This window comes from Enterobacter sp. Y17, assembly GCF_019730495.1.
GTDB classification, from domain to species: domain Bacteria; phylum Pseudomonadota; class Gammaproteobacteria; order Enterobacterales; family Enterobacteriaceae; genus Enterobacter; species Enterobacter asburiae_B.
On the sequence record NZ_JAASKP010000001.1, the window covers coordinates 596,783 to 619,952 of the forward strand.

Consider the following 23,170-nt stretch of genomic DNA (forward strand, 5'->3'; position numbering starts at 1 on the left):
GACCTTCGCCCTCCACCTGTGTTACACCTGCGGGAAAATCAGCTCCAGTGCCTGAATTGAATCTTCCCAGTCGGCGCGTTCAAAAATGCCTTGTTGCAAAAATGCCTCCAGCTGCGGCCACAGGCTAATCGCCTTGTCGAGCATCGGGTCGCTGCCTTTGGCATACGCCCCCACGCTGACCAGATCGCGGTTGCGCTGGAAGCTGGAAAGCAGTTGTTTGAAGTTACGCACGCGGGCGTAGTGCTTCTCGGTTATCAGCGCCGTCATTGCGCGGCTGATAGAGGCTTCAATATCGATGGCCGGGTAGTGCCCGGCTTCGGCCAGACGGCGCGACAGCACAATATGACCGTCAAGGATCGCGCGCGCGGAGTCGGCAATCGGGTCCTGCTGGTCATCGCCTTCCGTCAGTACCGTATAGAACGCGGTGATGGAGCCGCCGCCGCTGATGCCGTTCCCCGCGCGTTCCACCAGCGCAGGGAGTTTGGCGAAGACCGAAGGCGGGTAGCCTTTGGTCGCCGGTGGCTCACCGATGGCCAGCGCGATTTCACGCTGCGCCATCGCGTAACGGGTCAGGGAATCCATGATCAGCAGCACGTGCTTGCCGCGGTCCCGGAAATCTTCGGCGATACGGGTGGCATACGCGGCACCCTGCATGCGCAGCAGCGGCGACACGTCTGCCGGTGCGGCGATCACCACCGAGCGGGCGCGGCCTTCCGCACCCAGAATGTTTTCAATAAAGTCCTTTACTTCACGACCACGTTCGCCGATCAGCCCCACGACGATCACATCGGCCTGGGTATAGCGCGCCATCATGCCGAGCAGGACGGATTTACCTACGCCTGAGCCGGCGAACAGGCCCATACGTTGTCCACGTCCCACGGTCAGCAGGGCGTTAATCGGGCGCACGCCGGTATCCAGCACATGCTCGATAGGGGTACGCTGCAGGGGGTTGAACGGTTGGGTGATCAGCGCGCCGGTTTCGGTGGTGTCCGGGGAGGGCAGTCCGTCGAGCGGTTTCCCGCTGCCGTCCAGCACGCGGCCCAGCAGGGCAGGACCGAGCGGCAGTTGTTTCCCGCTTTGCAGCCCATCGCCAGAAATGTTTTTGGCATACACGCGCGCGCCGGGCAGAATGCCTTCCACCTCTTCAAGCGGCATCAGGAACAGGCGCTGGCCGTTAAATCCGACCACTTCGCTTTCAACTTCACGCGTTTCCAGACCATCCTGACGCTCAATGACGCAGGTCGCGCCCAGCGGAAGCTGCAGGCCGGTGGCTTCGAGAACCAGGCCGGTGGCGCGCGTCAGTCGCCCATAACGACGAACAGATGGCAGTTGCGCCATCTTCGTCTCAAAGTTGTCGAGCGTGGTGAGCCAGCGGGTGAGGCGCGCGGTCATCAGACGACTCCCGGTGCCGCCAGGCGGCACAGTTCCTGCCAGCGGGTGGCGACGCTGGCATCCAGATCGCCTTCATCGGCAGAGACTTTGCAGCCGCCGTGATGTAGCGACGGGTCGCCGCGCAGACGCCAGCCGTGCAGGTTAAGCGTCGCGCCCAGGCTCTCTTCAACGCGCTGCAGGTCGTCCGGATGGACGCGCAGCTGAGGTTTCCCGCTGAACAGCGGCTCCTGCTGAAGCAGACCCTGAATTTGTTTGATCAGCGCGGTGTTATCCACCACGGGCGTCTGGCCGATGACCTGACGCGCGGCTTCCAGCGCCATCTGCATCAGTCGCGAGGCAATCACGCTGTCCAGCGCGTCCAGGGTGTGCTGGAACTCGCTGACCAGCTGCTGCATGCGGGCATGGATCGGCGCCTGCTGCTGGCGCGCCTGATCGATACCGTGCTCTAACCCTTTCGCCAGACCTTCCTGATACCCCTGCTCGTGGCCTTTCTGGCGGCCTTCGTTCAGACCGGCGTTATAGCCCTGCTCGTGCGCCTGCATTTGCAGCTGCGCCAGCATCTGGGCCTGCTGCTCCTCTTCGGTCAGCTCGGGCTGCTCGACGTCCGGGTCAAGCTCTTCGGTTGCGATGACGGCCGGCGTGAACTCGGAGAGGGGAGGCGCCAGATCGTCCGGCGTCCAGCGCTTCCAGGGCAGCTCATTAGACATAGGTGTCGTCTCCGCTGCCAATCACCATCTCGCCGGTTTCCGCCAGACGACGAACAATAAGCAGAATGGCTTTCTGTTCGTTTTCCACCTGAGACAGACGAACCGGGCCGCGGTTGGCAAGGTCGTCGCGCAGGATATCGGCCGCACGCTGAGACATGTTGCGCAGGAACTTCTCGCGCAGCGGCTGCTCGGCGCCTTTGAGGGCGATAAGCAGCGACTCGGAGTCCACTTCCTGGAGCAGGCGCTGGATGCTGCGGTCGTCCACTTCCACGAGGTTTTCGAACAGGAACATCTCGTCGATGATTTTCTGTGCCAGCTCGCCGTCGAATTCGCGAACCGCCGTAATGACGGCCTCTTCCTGCTGCGTTTTCATCAGGTTGATGATTTCCGCCGCCGTTCTCACGCCGCCCATTTTGCTGCGCTTGAGGTTCTGACCGTCGAGCAGGTTGTTCAGCACTTCGGTCAGCTCCGCCAGCGCGGCCGGCTGGACGCCGCCGAAGGTCGCGATACGCAGCATCACATCGTGACGCAGGCGCTCTTCGAACAGCGCCAGAATATCGGCAGCCTGACCACGTTTGAGGTGGACAAGGATGGTGGCGATAATCTGCGGGTGCTCGTCGCGAATAAGGTCGGCGGCACTCTGCGGCTCCATAAAGTTGAGCGTTTCGATACCGCTGGCGGTATCGCGCGTTTCCAGAATGTCTTCCAGCAGGCTGGAGGCACGCTCTTCGCCCAGCGCCTTGACCAGCACGGAGCGGAGGTAGTCGTTGGCGTTGATGTTGAGCGCGGCAAACTGTTCCGCTTCCTGTTCAAACTCTGCCAGCACTTCGGTCAGCTGCTTGTTGGAGATCTGACGCACGTTGGCCATGGCCGCACTGAGAATTTGCACTTCTCGCTGGGAGAGGTGTTTAAACACCTCTGCCGCACGATCTTCGCCAATGGTCATCAGCAGGATGACGCTTTTATCGGTGCCCGTAAGCGTATTACTCATGTTCGTTACCCATCCACTGGCGGATGACCAGCGCCACGACGCGCGGATCGTTATCTGACATTTCGCGAATGCGCTGGCTCATGACCTCAGCGCCCATGCGCTGGTTAGCACGACGCTGCTGTATCTGTTCATCTTTGCTGAGGCGCACTTCAACCGCTTCTTCCGTTTCCTGACGCGTGTTCATCTGTTCGCGAGCCGCTTTCTCGGCTTCAGCACGGCGCTGGAGCTGCGGACGAACGCCCTTACGCCACAGCAGCCACGCGACAATCAGCACCAGCAGCCAGCGTCCTGCGGACATCAGCTGGTCGATAAACGCCTGCTGTTGCCAGAACGGCAGTTCACCGCCGGTCTCATCAACCGAGTTGAACGGTGAGTTCACCACGTTGAGGGTATCGCCGCGCTTCTCGGAGTAACCCATCGCTTCACGGGTCAGGTTTTCAATCTGCTTCATCTGCTCGGCAGTCAACGGCAGCGGTTTGCCGTCCGCCAGCGTTTTGTAGTTCACCACTACCGCAACGGAAAGACGCTGAATATCGCCCACGTTCAGTTTAGTGTGGCGAATCGTCCGATCCACTTCGTAGTTCGTGGTTTCGTTACGGCTGCTGGTGCGCGGACCGGCGTTATTGGTCGTTGAGGTGGTCTGCTGATTATTTTGCTGACCGTTCTGCTGATTGGCCGGCGGCGTAGAAATCGGTGCCGCGTTAGCCGGGGCAGGCTGGTTAGACAGCGCGCCCGGCACGCCGCCCGGGTAGGCACCGCCGACCTGCTCGTTCGAATTGATCTGGCGTGAACGCATCACCGCCTGAGCCGCATCGCCGTTCGGGCTGTACTGCTCTTCAGTTTGTTCTTTGTTCGCGAAGTCGATCTGTGCAGTTACCTGCGCGTGCACGTTGCTGTTACCCACCACCGGGCCGAGGATGGCTTCAATACGGCGCTGGAGTCGGCTTTCGACATCGGCGGCATACTTCAGCTGCGCATCATTCAGATCGCGACCGGCGGTATTGGACTGCGTCAGCAGGTGACCGCTTTGGTCAACCAGCGTCACGTTACCCGGCGGCAGACCGGCAACGGCGCTGGAAACGAGGTGCGTCACCGCGCTGATTTGCCCTTCGTCCAGCGCGCGGCCGGGTTCAAGGTTCACGGTAACGGAAGCTGAAGGTGATTTCTGTTCGCGGACAAATAAAGAAGGTTTAGGCATCGCCAGGTGCACGCGGGCACTCTTCACCGGGCCTAATGTTTCAATGGTGCGGGCCAGTTCACCTTCCAGCGCACGCTGGTAGTTCACCTGCTCGCTGAACTGGCTGATACCGAATTTTTCCTGATCCAGCAGCTCAAAGCCAACGGCACCGCCTTTCGGCAGCCCCTGCTGAGCCAGACGCAGACGCAGCTCGTGCACCTTATCAGCCGGGACCTCCAGCGCACCGCCATTATCGGCAAAGCGATAAGGGATGTTCATCTGGGTAAGCTGGGTGACGATGGCGCCGCCATCCTGATCGGAAAGGTTGCTGTAGAGCGTCCGGTAATCAGGGCTTTTCGCCCACAGGACCATCGCTACAAGGATCGCAATTGCGGCAGCGCCTGCCACGATCAACGGGATTTTAGGATTCGCGCGAAGGCGGTTCATCCACTCGAGTGATTTATTCTGCGGCGCTGTCGATGCTGTTGCACTCATTGCGCACCTCTTAAATCCTGGTGGTTTACGTTATTCGTGTAGAGAAACAAAACTGACTCCCGGGTCGGCAAACACGACAAAAGTTCCATATTGATGGCCCTGCCATTATTTGATGATTCGTGATTTTCTATGCGTCAAATAACCTGGTTTTTTCATGCTATTTACCGCCATTATCTTATTGACAAGCTGTTAGTCTTGACCGCGTAAAAAACCATCCAGGGGAGAGTCATGGCTATACAGGGCATTGAAGGGGTAATCAGTCAGTTGCAGGCAACGGCGATGACGGCCCGTAATCAGAATGTGGCAGATCAGCAGCCGAGCATCAGCTTCGCGGGGCAACTGCATGCCGCTCTTGACCGTATCAGTGATACCCAGACCGCAGCACGCACTCAGGCAGAAAAGTTCACCCTCGGTGAGCCGGGCGTGGCGCTGAATGATGTGATGACCGATTTGCAAAAAGCCTCGGTTTCCCTGCAGATGGGGATCCAGGTGCGTAACAAACTGGTGTCTGCGTATCAGGAAGTGATGGGGATGCAGGTTTAAGACCTCTCGATCTTCGCTGGCAGCCGCAGCGCTTTAATGCCACAATATTTTTTTCTTCGAATGCAGGAAAGATGATGAAAAAAATAGCAATTGCTGGCGCGCTGCTGGCACTGACCGGGTGCGTTCAGGTCGATAACTATAACGACGTGATCAAGCATCCTGTCCCGGCGCATCTGGCGGGATACTGGCAGTCGAAAGGGCCGCAGAGCAACATGGTCAGCCCGAAGGCGATTGCCACGCTGGTGGTGACGGAAGAGGGCGATACGCTGGACTGCCGTCAGTGGCAGCGCGTGATTGCCGTGCCGGGTAAAATCATGCTGCGTTCAGACAGTTATTACAACGTGACGCGTAAGCTGGATATCTATCCGCTGGAGCGCGATGGCTCGACGCTGGAGTATGACGGGCTGGAGCTGCAGAAAGTCGACCGTCCAACGGCTGAGTGTGCTGATTACCTGAGCAAGAATCCGCTCGAGAGTAAACTACCCTAAGGGTAAACGCAAAACGGCAACCTCGTTGCCGTTTTTGGTGTTTGCGCCCTCTCCCTGTGGGAGAGGGACGGGGTGAGGGCATCAGGCCGCACGTTTCCCGTTCTACAGCGCATCCTCTATCACCCAAACGCTGACGCTTCCCCCATTACAGGTAAACGTCCCTTCGCCATCCGCCGCCGTGGTGATGGTTTCTTCGCGATTGCCGAGAAAATCCCGCCACGTTTTGTTGCCGTAGTTTTCCCCAAGACAAATCACCTTCTCGCCGTCGTCCCCGTTCGACATCACCACTACGCAGCCGGGATCGTCATCGGTGCCGCTGCGGCTGAAAGCGATGCAGTTAGGATGGTCGAAAAACAGCGTTTGCACGCCGTGGGCAAAACGCTGGCGCGCGAGGATCAGCTCGTGAAGCTGCTCAATGACCGGCATATCAATATGGTACGTTTCACCGTCTCCTCCCGCGTCGTCATAGCTGGCGCCAAAGAGATCCGGATAAAAGACGCTCGGCACGCCATTTTCCCGCAGCAGGATCAGCGCGTACGCCAGCGGTTTAAACCAGGCTTCGACCGGTGCTTCCAGCGCCTGCAAAGGCTGGGTGTCGTGGTTCGCGACGAGGGTGACCGCATGAAACGGATCGGCTTCCACCAGGGTACCGGTGAAGATTTGGCTCATGTCGTAATCCCGGCCCTGACGTGACGCCTCGTGGAATTTCATCTGCAGAGGGGCATCAAACAGCATGGTTTTGCCTTCGACTTGGTCGATATAGGCCTGAAGTTTATCCACCTCATGGGACCAGTATTCCGCCACGATAAACAGCGGCTGGTCGGCGACTTCCTGGACGTGCTCAATCCACTCTTTGTAAAACCAGGCGGGAATATGCTTGACGGCGTCCAGACGAAAACCGTCGCAGCGCGTCTGTTCCATGACCCAGCGGGCCCAGTATTTGATCTCCTCGGTCACGGCGTGATTGCGAAAGTCGATATTTTCGCCCATCAGGTAATCGAAGTTGCCCATCTCATCATCAACCTGATCGTTCCAGCCTTCGCCGGTGTAGTCGTTGACGATTTTAAAGATGCCATCTTCATCGGGGTTTTCAATATGGTCGACGCCGCTGAAGCATTTGTAGTCCCAGATAAACTGTGAGTACTGCCCGGCCCGGGCTGGGAAGGTGTAGCGAGTCCAGGCTTCGCATTCAATGACCTCGTCATCGATTTGCGTGCGGTCCTGTTCGTTCACGCGCTGAACGCGCACGGGCTCTTTTTCATCGGCGCCCATTTTGTGGTTGACCACCACGTCCAGCAGAACGGCAATGTCGTTGCTTTTGAGGGCATCAATGGCCTCCAGCAGCTGCGCCTTGTCGCCGTATTTCGTGGCGATACTGCCTTTCTGGTCAAACTCGCCAAGATCGAACAGGTCATAGGTGTCATAGCCGACAGAATACCCGCCGGATGCCCCTTTACAGGCGGGCGGCAGCCAGATCATGTTGATGCCGATTTCGTTAAGATTGGGAGCTAACGCCGTGACCTCTCGCCACAATTCACCGCCAGCAGGGTAGTACCAGTGAAAACATTGTAACAGGGTGGGGTTTTTCATCATCCTTGCTCCAGAAGCCATTGGCAGACTTCTGGAGTATGGATGAAGAAATCATAGTTGTGTGTCGCGGGTCAAACTTTCTGGATAAAGAATATTCCCTGACAGCTTTCCATAGGTAGACGTGATGGATTGCTGTTTGCCGGTTTGATCAATCAGATTACGCAGTTCGTCCATGCGGACCTTCAGCAGTGCCTTTAGCGCATTCTCGTTTTCAAGGATCATTTCCAGCAGCGCACGCGCTTGCTCAACCTGAGCCGGAGGGCATGACATGATGGGCGTTTGAGATATCTTTTCCACCAGTTGAACATAATGCATTTCCTGCTCGATAAGCGCATCCCATTGACCAGAATGTGCGAGATTTAGCATAGCAATGCTCTGAGCATGTAACGCCTGCCAATGGCTAAGCGCTGCGCTGGGATTATTCATCAAAATTATCCTGAAATAGAGGACGCATTGGGGCCGATTTGCTTCCACGCATCCGCAATGTTGTTTAATAAACCCTCGACTTCAACAATTGCGTCTACGTCGTTACTGACATTCGCCAGCAACAAACGTCGAACCATATATTCGTACAAGGAGGCAAGATTACCGGACAACTCGCTCTCAACCTCCATGTTCAGTCCTGCTTTTAAACCGTTGTCGATGATATTGATGGCTTTCGTTAACGCTTCGCCTTTCTCACGAATTTGTCCGGCTTCCATGAACAAACGCGCGCGAACAAGGGCGCTATGCGCCCCGTCGAACAACATGACAATCAGCTGGTGTGGACTGGCATTCATGACTGCGCTTTCGACTCCTATCTGCTGATAGGATTGAACACCAGAGGTCTTATACATATCCACTCCTGAAGGCTACGACTATTTTTGTGAGAACTGTTGGGTCAGGTAGTTGGCTGTATTGGTCATTTTGGTGACTAATACGTCCAGACTGGTGAACTGGGTTTTGTAACGCGCCATGGTGGCATCAATAGTGGCTTCCATAGCATCGTAACGCTCACCCAGAGTTTTTAGCGTTTTGTTGATCCCGTCTTTCGCGTTCTGGATCACCCCGGCGCTGCCGGTACTGGTGCTGAGCATGGTGGTCAGCGTGTTGTTCATCTGAGTGGCCATACCGGTTTTCTTGCCGTCACCGACAAAATACTGCTGTACGGCGTTCGGGTTCTCGGTCAGCGCTTTTTTCAGCTTATCGGTATCGACTTTCAGGTTACCGACGGTACCGTCAGAACCTTTTACCGGGTCCTGGGTAATTCCCAGCTGGGCCATGATCTGTACCGAGCCGCTCTGCACTTCGGTCAGCAGGCCGCGCAGCTGAGACTGGATCCCGCGCACGTTTGCATCACCAACAAGTGCCCCGTTGCTGGCTGACTGGCTGCCGGCGCCTGCATCAACCGGAACATACTTCGTCAGGCTGTTAATGGTGGACTGCAGCGAGTTATACGCCGTGACCCAGTCGGTGATCGCCTTCTGGTTAGCATCCGTTGCGCGAGTCACCTCTAATGTTTCATCTGCCTTGCTTTCTGCTTTCAGCGAGAAAGTCACGCCAGGAAGGGCATCGGTAATGGTATTCGTCTGGCGCTCAATCGAAATGCTGTTCACTACCACAATTGCGTTTTGAGCTCCGGTGTTAACCGTCAGTGCGCCCGTTTTTGTGGTGGAGTTGTAACCAATTGCGTTTTGCAGCTTATCGTCGCCAGTGACGCTGATCGTCATTTCACCATCCGTACCGGTGGTTTTAGATGACAGCATCAGGCGGTAATCACCGTCTTTCGCTTTAATGACGCTGGCGGTGACGTTGCCGTTCGCTTTATTAATGGCGCTCGCGATCCCGGCCAGAGACGTATCGCCATCCGCCAGGGTGACCTCTAAAGGCGTTTTCGTGCCCGGCTGGGTGATGGTGATTTTACGCGTCGTACCTGTCGTATCGCCCAGCAGATCCGTGTTGTTTGCATAGGAGCCGGTAGTCAGTGCCTGCGCCTTTGCAACCTGGTTGACGTTGACAACAAAGGAACCCACGGACGCGTCAGCCGTTGTCGTGGCGGTAAAGGCCGTGTTGGTGCTGCTAACGGACGTTGAGTTCCAGGTGGTTGCTTTACCCAGCGCAGCGGTCGCAGTCTGCAGCGATGTCATGGCGCTCTGCAGTTTGCCGTAAGCGCTTAACTGTGCGTTATACGTTGATTGCTGGGAAGTAATCGTCGTCAGCTTGGTTCTTTCTGCTGCATCCAACTGATTATATAAATCCCCGAGTCCTGCAGAACCTATCCCGAGGTTACTGATAGTAGCCATGCATATTTTCCTTAAAATACGAAAGTAGTTCAGGACTCTTATCGGCCTCTCAACGTAAAAGTTTACGATGGTGAGAAAAAAATAATCCAAAGAATAGGCACGTCCTGGCGGGGTAAATGAAAGGATTGCACTTTAGGGTCATTATCCGTGCATTGAAAACACGAATAAGTGTGTGCCTTTTTTGTCATCTCTTTGCGCGTTAAAAAAGCATAAATAATAACGCTCTGATGGACCTTAATTGATTTTTTAAAAATAAAATTATTAAAAATCAATGTTTTGCAATTTTTTCAAAATTGATTCTAAAGTCTTTTGGGGACCCGTCGATAACCTTGTTGACGGTGAGAGACGCTGTGAGTGTTAGGCACCGGACCTAAAACCCAATTTTTGAAGGAAACAAAATTATGGCAGTTATCAATACTAACCTGTTGTCCCTGACCACTCAGAACAACCTGAACAAATCTCAGTCTTCTCTGGGCACTGCTATCGAGCGTCTGTCCTCCGGTCTGCGTATTAACAGCGCGAAAGACGATGCTGCTGGCCAGGCGATTGCAAACCGCATGACCGCTCAGATTAAAGGCATGAACCAGGCTGCGCGTAACGCCAACGACGGTATCTCCATGGCGCAGACTGCTGAAGGTTCTCTGAACGAAATCAACAACAACTTGCAGCGCGTTCGTGAACTGGCTGTTCAGGCAAGCAACGGCACCAACAGCACCTCTGACCTGGCCTCTCTGCAGGATGAAGTTACCGCGCGTCTGAATGAAATCAACCGTGTTGCAGGCAAAACTGATTTCAACGGCATCAAACTGCTGGACGGCACTGCAGGTACTGCTGGTGTGGTTAAAATTCAGGTTGGCGTGAACGACGGCGACACCATCGATCTGGACCTGAGCGGTGCAAAAGCTGACACTACGACTCTGGGTGTTGCTGCTATCGACCTGAAAACTATGACCGCTACCGACCTGGGCACCATCGACGCAGCTATCGCTAAAGTTGATAAAGCACGTTCTGGTCTGGGTGCTGTGCAGAACCGTTTCACTTCTGCAATCAACAACCTGAACAACACCTCAACTAACCTGTCTGCTGCTCAGTCCCGTATCCAGGACGCTGACTACGCAACTGAAGTTTCCAACATGTCCCGCGCGCAGATCCTGCAGCAGGCTGGTACTTCTGTTCTGTCTCAGGCAAACCAGGTTCCACAGACCGTTCTGTCTCTGCTGCGTTAATTTTACGCGTGAAACCCCGCTTCGGCGGGGTTTTTTTATCTCTGCTATTTGAGAATCCGCCTGTGAAACAAATCAGTGTCACTCAACCAAAGCTGGTCGCAGATTTTTCATGTGTCGGTGGGGAATGCCGTGAACATTGTTGTCAGGGCTGGACCATCGCGTTTGATAAATCCTCCGTTAATCGCTATCTGAACAGTAAAAATGCCGCTATTCGTCAGACGGCGAAAACGGCGATAAAAGTCACCAAAAAAAACTATGACCACTGGGGTGAAGTGATTTTCCATACGGAAAGTAAAAACTGCCCGTTTATGGATACGGAAAAACTCTGTTCTGTTCATAGCGCCATGGGCATCCAGGCCTTAAGCCCAACCTGTACGTCGTTTCCGCGGACAAACCGGGTCTATAAAAATGAAATCGAAAAATCGCTGAACCTCTCGTGTCCGGAAGTGACCCGACTTCTGTTGAACGATCGGGAGTCTATGTCGTTGATGGAATCTGTCATTGTTCAGCAGGACGTCAATAATGCGCCGATGATTGATTTGAAGGCAAAGGTCATCAATCTCTTCTGCCAGAATATTTTCAGCGTTGAGGGCGTCAGCGTTGAAGAACAGGTTTACGCCGTGGTGAAATTCCTCATGGTGGCGGAAAAGCTCGATAATCTCGAAGAGAATATTGGCACGCTCGAAACGGTCTATTTCTCGCTGGTTAACGAACTGGTGAGTGGTAAAATCAAAACGGAATTAGGCGGATTTAATCAGAACTACAGCCTGAAATTCGCGTTAATTTCGCTCATCCAGAGCTACTTCACGAAGAAAGTGACAGCCCGCGGTGGTGCGGTATTAAACCGTTATTTTACTCAGCTTTATCAACAATTTGAGACTGCGGGTGACACCGTGCCGGCAGAGAAGGTCATGGAGAACATCGAGTCCGTCTGGCGCGATGTGGCGGGCAGTTACCTGGCGACCCATGACCATTTATTCAAGAACTTTTTTAAATACAAACTCTGGGAGCAGGGCTTCCCGCAGAACAATGGCCGCAGCATGTTGAATAACCTTTATTTAATCGTCGCGGAGTTCTATTTCCTTAAAACGTTACTTGCCGGTCAGGCGATCGTGGCGGGGAAAATTGAACAAGATAATATTATTGATGTTATTTACAGCTTCCACTCCCTTAGCCAGCATAATCAGGAAGCGGGAAAGCTCTTTCATCAACATATAGATAGCGTCAAACTGGGCGACGATCTTTCATTGTTACAACTGTTAATTTAGGCAGAAAAGTTGCCCCTGTTGTGGGCAACCTCAGAATAACCTCACTTTATCCCCCTTTTTCATCCAATTGAACGCCCTGCAGAATCGGATAATCATGCCGATAACTCAACTAACGCAGGGCTGTTTATCGTGAATTCACTCTATACCGCTGAAGGTGTAATGGATAAACACTCGCTGTGGCAGCGTTATGTCCCGCTGGTGCGTCACGAAGCATTGCGCCTCCAGGTGCGCTTGCCGGCGAGCGTGGAACTCGACGATCTGCTACAGGCGGGCGGTATCGGGTTATTGAATGCAGTTGACCGATACGACGCTCTGCAAGGAACGGCATTTACGACTTACGCAGTTCAGCGTATTCGTGGTGCGATGCTGGACGAGCTGCGCAGCCGCGACTGGGTGCCGCGCAGTGTTCGCCGCAACGCGCGCGAAGTGGCGCATGCGATGGGGCAGCTGGAACAGGAACTGGGACGTAACGCAACGGAAACCGAAGTGGCGGAACGTCTTGGCATTGCTGTTGAAGAGTATCGTCAGATGTTGCTCGATACCAATAATAGCCAACTCTTCTCTTATGACGAGTGGCGCGAAGAGCATGGCGATAGCATCGAGCTGGTGACGGACGAGCACCAGCAGGAAAACCCGTTACACCATTTAATGGAAGGGAATTTACGCCAGCGCGTCATGGAGGCTATTGAAGCTCTGCCTGAACGCGAACAGCTGGTATTGACCCTTTATTACCAGGAAGAGCTTAACCTCAAAGAGATTGGCGCTGTTCTGGAGGTGGGAGAGTCGCGGGTGAGCCAGCTGCACAGCCAGGCCATTAAACGCTTACGAACCAAGCTGGGTAAGTTATAGGTGATTGATTCACCTTAAAAATGCCGCACAACGTATTGACAACCAGGAGTTATCATGACGGTGCAGCAATCTAAAAGACGGCCTTTAAGCCGCTACCTGAAAGACTTTAAACACAGCCAGACGCATTGCGCCCACTGTAACAAGTTACTCGATCGTATCACGCTGGTTCGCCGGGGCGAAATCGTCAATAAGATTGCGATTTCGCGTCTCGACACGTTGATGGACGAAGCAGCATGGCTCGAAGAGCAAAAAGAGTGGGTGGCGCTTTGCCGTTTCTGTGGGGATCTCCACTGCAAAGAGCAAAGCGACTTCTTCGATATTATCGGCTTCAAGCAGTTCCTGTTTGAACAAACGGAGATGAGCCACGGCACCGTTCGCGAATATGTCGTTCGCCTGCGCCGCCTTGGGCAACATCTGACCGTAAACAACATTTCTCGCGATCTGCTGAAAACCGGTTATCTGGATGAAAATCTGGAGCCGTGGCTGCCTGCGACCAGCACCAACAACTACCGAATTGCGCTGCGCAAGTATGCGCAATACAAGGTACAAATGCCGGGTGCCATAAAGCAGAAAGCCCACGCCGGAACAACTTCTGATATATATTAAAAAAGAATAAGATGTAGCGCAGTCGCCTTTGACGTTGCAGGCGATTTCTCTACACTACGTAAAAATTCCACTATATCGGGGTATTTATGAAATTTGCACTTCTGGGTCGTCAGGCGCTGATGGGTGTTATGGCCGTTGCGCTGGTTGCGGGTATGAGCGTGAAAACGTTCGCCGCAGAAAACCTGCTGAATAAAGTAAAAGAGCGCGGTACGCTGCTGGTCGGGCTGGAAGGAACCTATCCTCCGTTCAGCTTCCAGGGCGATGACGGTAAGCTGACCGGTTTTGAAGTGGAGTTTGCTGAAGAGCTGGCGAAGCACCTCGGCGTTAAAGCGTCACTGAAACCGACCAAATGGGACGGTATGCTGGCGTCGCTGGATTCCAAACGTATTGATGTGGTGATTAATCAGGTGACCATTTCTGACGAGCGTAAGAAGAAATATGACTTCTCTACGCCGTACACCGTGTCCGGTATTCAGGCGCTGGTGAAGAAAGGCAACGAAGGTGGAATTAAAACTGCCGCGGACCTGAAAGGGAAGAAAGTCGGTGTCGGTCTGGGTACCAACTACGAAGAGTGGCTGCGCCAGAACGTGCAGGGCGTGGATATCCGCACCTATGATGATGACCCAACGAAATACCAGGATTTGCGCGTAGGTCGTACCGACGTCATTCTGGTTGACCGCCTGGCCGCGCTGGATCTGGTGAAGAAAACCAACAATACCCTGGCGGTAGCGGGTGATGCGTTCTCTCGTCAGGAATCAGGCGTTGCCGTTCGTAAAGGTAACGAAGACCTGGTCAAAGCGATTGATTCCGCGATTGCTGACATGCAAAAAGACGGCAGCCTGAAGGCGCTCTCCGAGAAGTGGTTCGGTGCAGACGTCACGAAATAAGCTTCTGCCGTAAAAAAAGGCGCTTTTAAAAGCGCCTTTTTTATTTCTTTCGCGTCTGCGTGCATAATGAAAAATATCACATTTTGTCAGAGTTACCGGAGAACCCATGTCACTACAGAATTTAACGCGCTTTCCCCGCCTGGAGTTCATCGGCGCGCCGACGCCGCTGGAGTACCTGCCGCGATTTTCTGATTATTTAGGGCGCGATATTTTTATCAAGCGTGACGACGTGACGCCGATGGCGATGGGGGGCAATAAGCTGCGCAAGCTGGAGTTTCTGGCGGCTGACGCACTGCGCGAAGGCGCGGATACGCTCATTACCGCCGGGGCTATCCAGTCCAACCACGTTCGTCAGACGGCGGCAGTGGCGGCAAAGCTCGGGCTCCACTGCGTGGCATTGCTGGAAAACCCGATTGGCACGCGGGCAGAAAACTATCTGACCAACGGCAACCGCCTGCTGCTGGACCTGTTTAACGTGCAGGTCGAAATGGTGGAGGCGTTGACCGACCCGACCGCCCAGCTCGACGAGCTGGCGACGCGTCTGGAAGCGCAGGGGTTCCGCCCCTACGTTGTCCCCGTCGGCGGTTCGAACGCGCTGGGCGCGCTGGGGTATGTGGAGAGTGCGCTGGAAATCGCGCAGCAGTGCGAGGGCGCGGTGAGCCTTTCCTCCGTGGTTGTCGCGTCCGGCAGCGCGGGCACGCACGCCGGGCTGGCGGTGGGGCTCGAACAACTGCTGCCGGACGTCGAGCTGATTGGCGTGACGGTATCCCGCAGCGTCGCGGAGCAGAAGCCGAAAGTGGTCACTTTACAGCAGGCGGTAGCCGCGCAGCTGGAGCTGAAGGCCAGGGCCGATATTCTGCTCTGGGACGACTATTTTGCGCCGGGTTACGGCACGCCTAACGAAGAGGGCATGGAGGCGGTGAAGCTGCTGGCGCGCCTCGAGGGGATACTGCTCGATCCGGTCTATACCGGCAAAGCGATGGCCGGACTGATTGACGGCATTGCGCAGAAACGCTTTAAGGATGAAGGGCCGATTTTATTTGTCCATACCGGCGGGGCGCCTGCGCTGTTTGCCTACCATCCTCACGTCTAAAAATCAGGTCGAAAAATAATAATGCAAGAAAGTATTCAACTGGTTATTGATTCTCTGCCGTATCTGCTGAAAGGTGCGGTATTTACGTTACAGCTCAGTATCGGCGGGATGTTCTTCGGGCTGGTGCTGGGATTTGTGCTGGCATTAATGCGCATGTCACCCATCCTGCCGGTACGCTGGCTGGCGCGCTTTTATATCTCCGTATTTCGCGGCACGCCGCTTATCGCCCAGCTCTTTATGATCTACTACGGCTTGCCGCAGTTTGGTATCGAGCTGGATCCGATCCCCGCAGCGATGATTGGTCTGTCGCTCAATACCGCGGCGTACACCTCTGAAACCCTGCGAGCGGCGATCTCCTCCATTGACAAAGGGCAGTGGGAGGCGGCGGCCAGTATCGGGATGACTCCATGGCAGACGCTGCGTCGGGCCATTCTGCCGCAGGCGGCGCGCGTGGCGCTTCCACCGCTGAGCAACAGCTTCATTAGCCTGGTGAAAGATACGTCCCTGGCGGCAACGATTCAGGTACCGGAGCTGTTCCGTCAGGCGCAGCTCATTACTTCGCGCACGCTTGAAGTCTTTACCATGTATCTGGCCGCCTCGCTGATTTACTGGGTGATGGCGACGGTGCTGTCTGCTCTGCAAAACTACTTCGAAAACCAGCTTAACCGCCAGGAGCGTGATCCAAAATGAGTGCTATCGACGTCAAAAACCTGGTGAAAAAATTCCACGGTCAAACGGTGCTCCACGGGATCAATCTTGAAGTCGAGCAGGGTGAAGTGGTGGCGATTATCGGACCAAGCGGTTCGGGAAAAACGACGCTCCTGCGCAGTATTAACCTGCTTGAACAGCCGGAAGGCGGCACTATTCGGGTAGGGGAGATAACGATTGATACCGGGAAATCCATTAGCCAACAGAAAGGGTTAATTCGCCGCCTGCGCCAGCATGTCGGCTTCGTTTTCCAGAGCTTTAATCTCTTCCCGCACCGTACGGTGCTGGAGAACATTATTGAAGGACCGGTCATTGTAAAAGGTGAATCGAAAGAGGACGCGACGGCGCGCGCGCGCGAACTGCTCGCTAAAGTCGGGCTGGCGGGGAAAGAGACCAGCTATCCGCGCCGTCTGTCGGGCGGGCAACAGCAGCGCGTGGCGATAGCGCGCGCGCTGGCTATGCGCCCTGACGTGATCCTTTTTGATGAACCGACCTCTGCGCTCGATCCGGAACTGGTGGGTGAGGTGCTGAACACCATTCGCCAGCTGGCGCAGGAAAAACGGACGATGGTGATCGTGACGCATGAAATGAGCTTTGCACGCGATGTGGCTGACAGAGCCATCTTCATGGATCAGGGGCGGATTGTGGAGCAGGGGCCGGCGAAAAGCCTGTTCGCCAACCCTCAGCAGCCGCGAACCCGTCAGTTCCTTGAAAAATTCCTGATGCAGTAGCATTTTTGCACTAATTTGCTCCAGAAATTTAGGCTGGAGCAAATTATTCTCCCTTCGGGGGCAGTCGTTTGTTTTTTTATTCCATCCGGCCCTGATAAACCTTATCAATAGTAAAGTTAATTGTGCTAATGCCGATATTTTGTAGTTAGAAAAAAGTTTTATGTGTTAGGTTATATTCACCATAATAATGATTATCTTTTCAGAGGCTTCATTTAGTAAGTATGAAGGATTCAGACTTTTTCACCTGGCGACGGGATTGCTCCCTCCGGTTTCAGGAATTGACCTGTGTCGACGAGGTATATCAGGAATTACAGCGACAAACTCAGACGCTTGAATTCGATTGTTACTCGCTCTGCGTGCGCCATCCCGTGCCGTTTACCCGGCCTAAGATCTCTGTGCATACCACTTACCCAAAGCAGTGGATGGCGCAATATCAATCCGCGAACTATTTCGCTATTGATCCCGTCTTAAAACCGGAGAATTTCATTCAGGGTCATTTACCCTGGACAGACGCATTATTCGCTGACGCGCAGGAATTATGGCACAGCGCGCAGGACCACGGTTTACGCGAGGGAATAACGCAGTGTCTGATGTTGCCTAATCATGCGCTCGGCTTCCTGTCTGTTTCCCGTACTAGTGTACTGGCAGGGCCTTTTGCCCGTGAGGAAATAGAACTGCGGCTGCAAATGCTGGTGCAAATGGCCTTAACATCTCTGGTGCGTTTTGAAGATGAGATGGTCATGCCACCTGAAATGAAATTCAGCAAACGCGAGCGCGAAATTCTGAAATGGACTGCGGAAGGGAAGACGTCAGCGGAAATAGCGATCATTCTCTCTATCTCAGAGAATACCGTTAACTTCCATCAGAAAAATATGCAGAAGAAATTCAACGCGCCTAACAAAACCCAGATTGCGTGCTACGCGGCGGCAACGGGACTGATCTGACGGGATAATACGTTCTGCGTGACAGACGAGCAAACGGCTGAATGCAATGCATCCAGCCGTTTTTTGTTACTGGCGGTAGGCTTGTTTGATTTGCTTAACGGTGTTAGCAAATACCGCAGATTCAGCCTGGTCTTCCATCTCCGCGATTTGTTTTTCCATTTTAATGATCACACGACCGGCATCCGCCTGGCCCATCGCCTGCAGCATCAGCGTCAGCAGTGCTTTCAGGCAGTTTACTTCCTGTGCCAGTTCCTGGTTATTCTCCGCAGTGGCAAATTCAGGTGTGCTCATTTATTTTCCTCATTATTTAACGGCGCTAAAGCGCGACGACGAAAGTCAAGGCGGCGGAGTATACCACAAGCTGAAGCAAAAAATGCAGCGGTTGTTTTTCGTACTTTTACGTTGATGTTTAATTGCGTAAACAGAACGTACCGGTAAACTAAACCGTCGTGAAAGGCTATTAATTGTTTATGCCCGGTTCGCTTGCCGTTAATTATTGTTACAAAAATTTGAGATCTGTTTTTTTGCAGGAAAAGCCTGCAAGTTTTTTGTAACTTTTTGAATACAGATGCTTAAAAAAAGCTGCAAAAGCGCTGAATGCATGGTCTCTCTTTCCACGGACTGTACAGCCTAATTTCCAAAAACGAGAGCAAAATCGAATAGCCGGTTTTTTAACGTTTTAATCTTGCGAGGAAAACCGTTAATATAAACCAAATTATCACTCAGTAGCGTTATCCCTATTCTGGAGACATTTCCTTTGATCAACGTCCTTCTTGTTGATGACCACGAACTGGTGCGCGCAGGGATACGACGCATTCTTGAAGATATTAAAGGTATTAAAGTTGCCGGTGAGGCGTGCTGCGGCGAAGATGCGGTAAAATGGTGCCGCACAAACTCGGCCGATGTGGTACTGATGGATATGAACATGCCCGGTATCGGTGGCCTTGAAGCAACACGCAAAATCGCGCGTACCTTTGTTGATACCAAAGTCATCATGCTGACCGTGCATACCGAAAACCCACTGCCCGCGAAAGTGATGCAGGCGGGCGCAGCGGGCTACCTGAGTAAAGGTGCTGCGCCGCAGGATGTCGTCAATGCAATCCGTTCCGTGTTTGCCGGACAGCGCTACATAGCGTCCGACATTGCCCAGCAGATGGCGCTGAGTCAGATTGAGCCCGAAAAAACCGAATCACCGTTTGCCAGTTTGTCCGAGCGTGAATTGCAGATTATGCTGATGATCACCAAAGGTCAGAAGGTGAATGAGATCTCGGAGCAGCTGAATCTCAGCCCGAAAACGGTGAACAGCTATCGTTACCGGATGTTCAGTAAACTGAACATTCATGGTGACGTCGAACTGACGCACCTGGCCATCCGGCACGGTTTGTGTAATGCGGAGACGTTGTTAAGTCAGTGAGTGATGTGTTCGATTCAAAAGCATTTCTGAAAACCGTAACCAGCCAGCCTGGCGTCTATCGCATGTATGACGCTGGCGGTACGGTTATCTACGTGGGGAAGGCAAAAGATCTTAAAAAACGCCTCTCCAGCTATTTTCGCAGTAACCTGGCCTCCCGAAAGACCGAAGCGCTGGTCTCACTCATTCAGAATATTGATGTCACCGTCACGCACACCGAGACAGAAGCGCTGCTGCTTGAGCACAACTATATTAAGCTCTACCAGCCGCGCTATAACGTCCTGTTGCGTGATGATAAATCCTACCCGTTTATTTTTCTGAGCGGCGACACCCATCCGCGCCTCGCGATGCACCGCGGTGCAAAACATGCTAAGGGAGAATACTTCGGGCCGTTCCCTAACGGCTATGCCGTGCGTGAAACGCTGGCGCTGCTGCAAAAAATCTTCCCTATCCGCCAGTGTGAAAACAGCGTTTACCGTAACCGCTCGCGCCCGTGCCTGCAGTACCAGATTGGACGCTGCCTGGGGCCTTGCGTGGAAGGGCTGGTAAGTGAAGAAGAGTATGCCCAGCAGGTGGATTATGTGCGCCTGTTCTTAGCCGGAAAAGACGATCAGGTCTTAACGCAGCTGATCGCGCGGATGGAAAAAGCCAGCGCCGCACTCGAGTTCGAAGAGGCCGCGCGTATCCGCGACCAAATCCAGGCGGTGCGCAGAGTCACTGAGAAACAGTTTGTCTCGAATACCGGTGACGATCTCGACGTCATCGGCGTAGCCTTTGACGCCGGGATGGCCTGCGTGCACGTGCTGTTTATTCGCCAGGGCAAAGTGCTCGGCAGCCGCAGCTATTTCCCGAAAGTGCCCGGCGGTACTGAACTGGGTGAAGTGGTGGAAACCTTTGTAGGCCAGTTCTACCTGCAGGGGAGCCAGATGCGCACGCTGCCTTCTGAGATCCTCCTCGATTTTAATCTTGACGATAAAACCCTGCTGGCCGATTCGCTCTCTGAACTGGCGGGCCGCCGGGTGAATGTACAAACCAAACCGCGCGGCGATCGTGCACGTTATCTTAAGCTGGCGCGAACCAACGCGGCGACGGCACTCACCACTAAGCTGTCGCAGCAGTCGACGGTCAACCAGCGTTTAACGGCCCTGGCGACGCTGCTGAAGCTTCCGGAAGTGAAACGGATGGAGTGTTTCGACATCAGTCACACGATGGGAGAACAGACGGTGGCCTCCTGCGTGGTGTTTGATGCGAATGGCCCACTGCGCGCCGAGTATCGCCGCTACAACATCACCGGGATCACGCCGGGCGATGACTATGCGGCCATGAATCAGGTGCTGCGTCGTCGCTATGGTAAAGCCATAGAAGAGAGCAAAATTCCGGATGTGATCCTGATTGACGGCGGGAAAGGGCAGCTCGGCCAGGCGAAAGCGGTATTTGAATCGCTTGATGTCAGCTGGGATAAAAACCATCCGCTGCTGCTGGGGGTCGCAAAAGGGGCCGATCGTAAGGCCGGTCTGGAGACATTGTTCTTCGAGCCGGAAGGCGAGGGCTTCAGCCTGCCGCCGGACTCCCCGGCGCTGCACGTCATCCAGCATATTCGCGATGAATCACACGATCATGCTATCAGCGGTCACCGCAAAAAACGGGCGAAGGTGAAAAATACCAGTAGCCTGGAAACGATCGAAGGCGTGGGGCCAAAACGCCGCCAGATGCTGCTGAAATATATGGGCGGATTGCAAGGATTACTCAACGCCAGCATGGAGGAAATTGCAAAAGTGCCGGGTATTTCGCAAGGGCTGGCAGAAAAGATCTACTACTCGTTGAAACATTGAGGGCTCTGTAGCAACATAGAGCTAAATTTTACTGACAACAAACAGTTACCGTCATTATGCAATTTAATATCCCTACGTTGCTTACTCTCTTTCGTGTTGTACTCATCCCTTTCTTTGTACTGGCGTTTTACCTGCCGGTCGTCTGGGCACCTTTCGCCTGCGCATTGATCTTCCTGATCGCAGCGGTCACCGACTGGTTTGATGGCTATCTGGCGCGCCGCTGGAATCAAAGCACCCGTTTCGGTGCCTTCCTCGATCCGGTGGCAGATAAAGTGATGGTCGCTATCGCCATGGTGCTGGTAGCCGAGCACTATCATACCTGGTGGGTGACGCTGCCCGCGGCAACCATGATCGGCCGCGAGATCATTATCTCTGCGCTGCGCGAATGGATGGCGGAACTGGGCAAACGCAGCAGCGTGGCGGTCTCGTGGATTGGTAAAGTCAAAACGACGGCGCAGATGGCGGCGCTGGTCTGGATGCTCTGGCGTCCGAACGCCTGGGTTGAATGGGCGGGAATTGGTCTGCTGTGGGTGGCGGCAGTGCTGACGCTGTGGTCCATGCTGCAATATTTGAACGCTGCGCGCGGGGATTTGCTTGATCAGTGATCGTTTCGCCGTAATTTTCAGCAAACGATCCAGGGATGCAAAAAATAACGTTGACTCATAACGTCATATCAGTAGAATGCAACGCATCGAACGGCGGCACAGCAAGCCGGACGATAATGAAATCAAGTGGTTAGAAGTTTACTTGATGACATGCGGGAATAGCTCAGTTGGTAGAGCACGACCTTGCCAAGGTCGGGGTCGCGAGTTCGAGTCTCGTTTCCCGCTCCAGATTAAAGACATGCGCAGTAGCGGGTGTCAGTTTGAAAAGTTTTACGGCGCGTTAGCAAAGCGGTTATGTAGCGGATTGCAAATCCGTCTAGTCCGGTTCGACTCCGGAACGCGCCTCCACTTTCTTCCCTGGCCGGATGGTGGAATCGGTAGACACAAGGGATTTAAAATCCCTCGGCGTTCGCGCTGTGTGGGTTCAAGTCCCACTCCGGCTACCATGGGAAACAAAGAATAATCAAAGCAATAAGCAGTGTCGTATAAACCACCGAAAGGTGGTTTTTTTATTTTCTGATTTCGCTCTCCGATTATTATTCCAGCTTTTCGCAAGTACAGCCAGGCGATTACATCATCGCGTCTACATATCTTTATGTTACCCCGATACTGCAACGCGATTGGCGTGTGGAATAAGGGTATTATATAAGCATATCAGGTATGGATAAGTGGCATTATGTTGGCGACAGGATGGATCGGGAGAATGGAATGGGAGGGCAACCCTCCCGATTCGTTATTTTGCGAATAAACAATCTCGTCCAGAAGGAGCACCCATTACTCGGATCATTTTTTTACAAATAACAGTGACCTGCTGTCCTTTTTTCATTGCTGCAGCAGTAGCCTTTTCTGAGTTTTCCATCTCCATTCGTGCAGGCATGAACTGGTTGTCTGTTTGTAAGCCGATGATAATTGAGTCTGTAAAATCTTTATCAATCGACTGAACAACTCCCTTGACTGCGATGAGCTTACCTTTCATGTTTTCATCGGTTGCAACTTCATTTTCTTCATAAGCTTTAAAAAGCTGCCTTGCGGAGGTTGTAAACACTTCTTTTTGCGGTACTGACTCTTGCGTATCCGCAACTGATGCAGAAGACGAAGTCGCGCCTGCTTCAGATTTGTCGTTTTTACCGACGATATATCCCAGAACCATCAAAGCAATAAAGATATAGAAAATCCATTTAATAAATTTCTTCATGTAATCACCTGTTAGCTAATAGTTTTGCTGTGTAAGTAATGTGAGGTTTTCACCTTATTACTTTATCGCATAAGGATGCTTATTGCCTATAAAAAGGATTTACGCGAGTAAATTATTTTATCCTTTTTCAAGGAAAGCATTGTTGTGATA

At 53.5% G+C, this 23,170-nt stretch carries 24 protein-coding genes and 3 tRNA genes; 17 read left to right on the forward strand and 10 right to left on the reverse strand.

Annotated features, from left to right (window positions below):
* Positions 1 to 21: 21 nt before the first annotated feature.
* Genes fliI through fliF form a run of 4 tightly spaced genes read right to left on the reverse strand, consistent with a single transcriptional unit; the run spans position 22 to position 4,762 of the window.
* The gene (gene fliI / locus HCH49_RS02685; protein ID WP_023336182.1) at positions 22 to 1,392 is read right to left on the reverse strand and encodes a flagellar protein export ATPase FliI; all 1,371 of its coding nucleotides are present in this window, start codon (positions 1,390 to 1,392) and stop codon (positions 22 to 24) included.
* Positions 1,392 to 2,099 (reverse strand): flagellar assembly protein FliH, encoded by a 708-nt coding sequence (gene fliH / locus HCH49_RS02690; RefSeq protein ID WP_023312302.1) that lies wholly within the window; start codon positions 2,097 to 2,099, stop codon positions 1,392 to 1,394. Before fliH ends, fliI begins: the two co-directional genes overlap by 1 nt.
* Complete coding sequence (fliG, locus tag HCH49_RS02695) at positions 2,092 to 3,090, reverse strand: flagellar motor switch protein FliG (RefSeq protein WP_023312301.1); 999 nt, start codon at positions 3,088 to 3,090, stop codon at positions 2,092 to 2,094. The genes fliH and fliG overlap by 8 nt, the downstream gene beginning before the upstream one ends.
* Positions 3,083 to 4,762, reverse strand: coding sequence for a flagellar basal-body MS-ring/collar protein FliF (gene fliF, locus HCH49_RS02700; RefSeq protein ID WP_033145901.1), 1,680 nt, complete (start codon positions 4,760 to 4,762; stop codon positions 3,083 to 3,085). The genes fliG and fliF overlap by 8 nt, the downstream gene beginning before the upstream one ends.
* Before the next feature lie 228 nt (positions 4,763 to 4,990).
* Here fliF and fliE point away from each other — a divergent pair, with 228 nt between their 5' ends.
* A complete protein-coding gene (fliE, locus tag HCH49_RS02705; RefSeq protein ID WP_008500329.1) occupies positions 4,991 to 5,305 on the forward strand; it encodes a flagellar hook-basal body complex protein FliE in 315 nt (104 codons plus the stop codon).
* A 74-nt stretch (positions 5,306 to 5,379) separates the two neighbouring features.
* On the forward strand, positions 5,380 to 5,793 hold the full coding sequence (yedD, locus tag HCH49_RS02710) for a lipoprotein YedD (RefSeq protein ID WP_047647421.1): 414 nt from the start codon (positions 5,380 to 5,382) through the stop codon (positions 5,791 to 5,793).
* Positions 5,794 to 5,895: 102 nt separating this feature from the next.
* Here yedD and amyA read toward each other — a convergent pair whose 3' ends face one another.
* Genes amyA through fliD form a run of 4 tightly spaced genes read right to left on the reverse strand, consistent with a single transcriptional unit; the run spans position 5,896 to position 9,665 of the window.
* Entirely contained in the window at positions 5,896 to 7,383 is a 1,488-nt protein-coding gene (amyA, locus tag HCH49_RS02715) for an alpha-amylase (protein ID WP_048981003.1), read from the reverse strand.
* 51 nt (positions 7,384 to 7,434) lie between these two features.
* Positions 7,435 to 7,809: a flagella biosynthesis regulatory protein FliT gene (gene fliT / locus HCH49_RS02720; RefSeq protein WP_033145899.1), complete on the reverse strand. Its 375-nt coding sequence runs from the start codon at positions 7,807 to 7,809 to the stop codon at positions 7,435 to 7,437.
* 5 nt (positions 7,810 to 7,814) lie between these two features.
* Entirely contained in the window at positions 7,815 to 8,219 is a 405-nt protein-coding gene (gene fliS, locus HCH49_RS02725) for a flagellar export chaperone FliS (protein ID WP_033145898.1), read from the reverse strand.
* Between the two features lie 21 nt (positions 8,220 to 8,240).
* Positions 8,241 to 9,665: a flagellar filament capping protein FliD gene (gene fliD / locus HCH49_RS02730; RefSeq protein ID WP_033145897.1), complete on the reverse strand. Its 1,425-nt coding sequence runs from the start codon at positions 9,663 to 9,665 to the stop codon at positions 8,241 to 8,243.
* A 401-nt stretch (positions 9,666 to 10,066) separates the two neighbouring features.
* On the opposite strand from fliD, the gene HCH49_RS02735 reads away from it, so the two are divergent.
* The 9 genes from HCH49_RS02735 to sdiA all read left to right on the forward strand — a co-directional run bounded on the left by HCH49_RS02735 (position 10,067) and on the right by sdiA (position 17,977).
* Positions 10,067 to 10,891, forward strand: a complete 825-nt coding sequence (locus HCH49_RS02735) for a flagellin (RefSeq protein WP_033145896.1) — start codon at positions 10,067 to 10,069, stop codon at positions 10,889 to 10,891.
* A 62-nt stretch (positions 10,892 to 10,953) separates the two neighbouring features.
* Complete coding sequence (fliB, locus tag HCH49_RS02740) at positions 10,954 to 12,159, forward strand: flagellin lysine-N-methylase (RefSeq protein ID WP_033145895.1); 1,206 nt, start codon at positions 10,954 to 10,956, stop codon at positions 12,157 to 12,159.
* Positions 12,160 to 12,288: 129 nt separating this feature from the next.
* Positions 12,289 to 13,008 (forward strand): RNA polymerase sigma factor FliA, encoded by a 720-nt coding sequence (locus HCH49_RS02745; protein ID WP_014170714.1) that lies wholly within the window; start codon positions 12,289 to 12,291, stop codon positions 13,006 to 13,008.
* A gap of 54 nt (positions 13,009 to 13,062) precedes the next feature.
* On the forward strand, positions 13,063 to 13,614 hold the full coding sequence (gene fliZ / locus HCH49_RS02750; protein WP_008500339.1) for a flagella biosynthesis regulatory protein FliZ: 552 nt from the start codon (positions 13,063 to 13,065) through the stop codon (positions 13,612 to 13,614).
* Between the two features lie 86 nt (positions 13,615 to 13,700).
* On the forward strand, positions 13,701 to 14,501 hold the full coding sequence (gene tcyJ, locus HCH49_RS02755) for a cystine ABC transporter substrate-binding protein (RefSeq protein ID WP_033145894.1): 801 nt from the start codon (positions 13,701 to 13,703) through the stop codon (positions 14,499 to 14,501).
* Positions 14,502 to 14,607: 106 nt separating this feature from the next.
* Positions 14,608 to 15,594, forward strand: a complete 987-nt coding sequence (gene dcyD / locus HCH49_RS02760; protein ID WP_221702139.1) for a D-cysteine desulfhydrase — start codon at positions 14,608 to 14,610, stop codon at positions 15,592 to 15,594.
* A 21-nt stretch (positions 15,595 to 15,615) separates the two neighbouring features.
* Entirely contained in the window at positions 15,616 to 16,284 is a 669-nt protein-coding gene (gene tcyL, locus HCH49_RS02765) for a cystine ABC transporter permease (RefSeq protein WP_014884380.1), read from the forward strand.
* Positions 16,281 to 17,033 (forward strand): L-cystine ABC transporter ATP-binding protein TcyN, encoded by a 753-nt coding sequence (tcyN, locus tag HCH49_RS02770; RefSeq protein ID WP_213787092.1) that lies wholly within the window; start codon positions 16,281 to 16,283, stop codon positions 17,031 to 17,033. Before tcyL ends, tcyN begins: the two co-directional genes overlap by 4 nt.
* Before the next feature lie 221 nt (positions 17,034 to 17,254).
* The gene (gene sdiA, locus HCH49_RS02775; protein ID WP_058841423.1) at positions 17,255 to 17,977 is read left to right on the forward strand and encodes a transcriptional regulator SdiA; all 723 of its coding nucleotides are present in this window, start codon (positions 17,255 to 17,257) and stop codon (positions 17,975 to 17,977) included.
* A 66-nt stretch (positions 17,978 to 18,043) separates the two neighbouring features.
* Here sdiA and HCH49_RS02780 read toward each other — a convergent pair whose 3' ends face one another.
* Positions 18,044 to 18,268 carry a DUF2594 family protein gene (locus HCH49_RS02780; protein ID WP_008500345.1) on the reverse strand — a complete coding sequence of 75 codons (225 nt, stop codon included), beginning with the start codon at positions 18,266 to 18,268 and terminating at the stop codon, positions 18,044 to 18,046.
* 466 nt (positions 18,269 to 18,734) lie between these two features.
* Between HCH49_RS02780 and uvrY the strand changes: the two genes are divergently transcribed.
* The 6 genes from uvrY (at position 18,735) to HCH49_RS02810 (ending at position 22,271) form a co-directional block, all read left to right on the forward strand.
* On the forward strand, positions 18,735 to 19,391 hold the full coding sequence (uvrY, locus tag HCH49_RS02785; RefSeq protein WP_221702141.1) for a UvrY/SirA/GacA family response regulator transcription factor: 657 nt from the start codon (positions 18,735 to 18,737) through the stop codon (positions 19,389 to 19,391).
* A complete protein-coding gene (uvrC, locus tag HCH49_RS02790; protein WP_032658637.1) occupies positions 19,388 to 21,220 on the forward strand; it encodes an excinuclease ABC subunit UvrC in 1,833 nt (610 codons plus the stop codon). The genes uvrY and uvrC overlap by 4 nt, the downstream gene beginning before the upstream one ends.
* A gap of 56 nt (positions 21,221 to 21,276) precedes the next feature.
* The gene (gene pgsA, locus HCH49_RS02795) at positions 21,277 to 21,825 is read left to right on the forward strand and encodes a CDP-diacylglycerol--glycerol-3-phosphate 3-phosphatidyltransferase (protein ID WP_028019572.1); all 549 of its coding nucleotides are present in this window, start codon (positions 21,277 to 21,279) and stop codon (positions 21,823 to 21,825) included.
* A 152-nt stretch (positions 21,826 to 21,977) separates the two neighbouring features.
* Positions 21,978 to 22,053 (forward strand) — tRNA-Gly (locus tag HCH49_RS02800).
* A gap of 46 nt (positions 22,054 to 22,099) precedes the next feature.
* A tRNA-Cys gene (locus HCH49_RS02805) sits at positions 22,100 to 22,173 on the forward strand.
* A gap of 11 nt (positions 22,174 to 22,184) precedes the next feature.
* Positions 22,185 to 22,271, forward strand: a tRNA-Leu gene (locus HCH49_RS02810).
* 287 nt (positions 22,272 to 22,558) lie between these two features.
* Here HCH49_RS02810 and HCH49_RS02815 read toward each other — a convergent pair.
* The gene (locus HCH49_RS02815) at positions 22,559 to 23,020 is read right to left on the reverse strand and encodes an OB-fold protein (RefSeq protein ID WP_064672744.1); all 462 of its coding nucleotides are present in this window, start codon (positions 23,018 to 23,020) and stop codon (positions 22,559 to 22,561) included.
* Positions 23,021 to 23,170 lie beyond the last annotated feature (150 nt).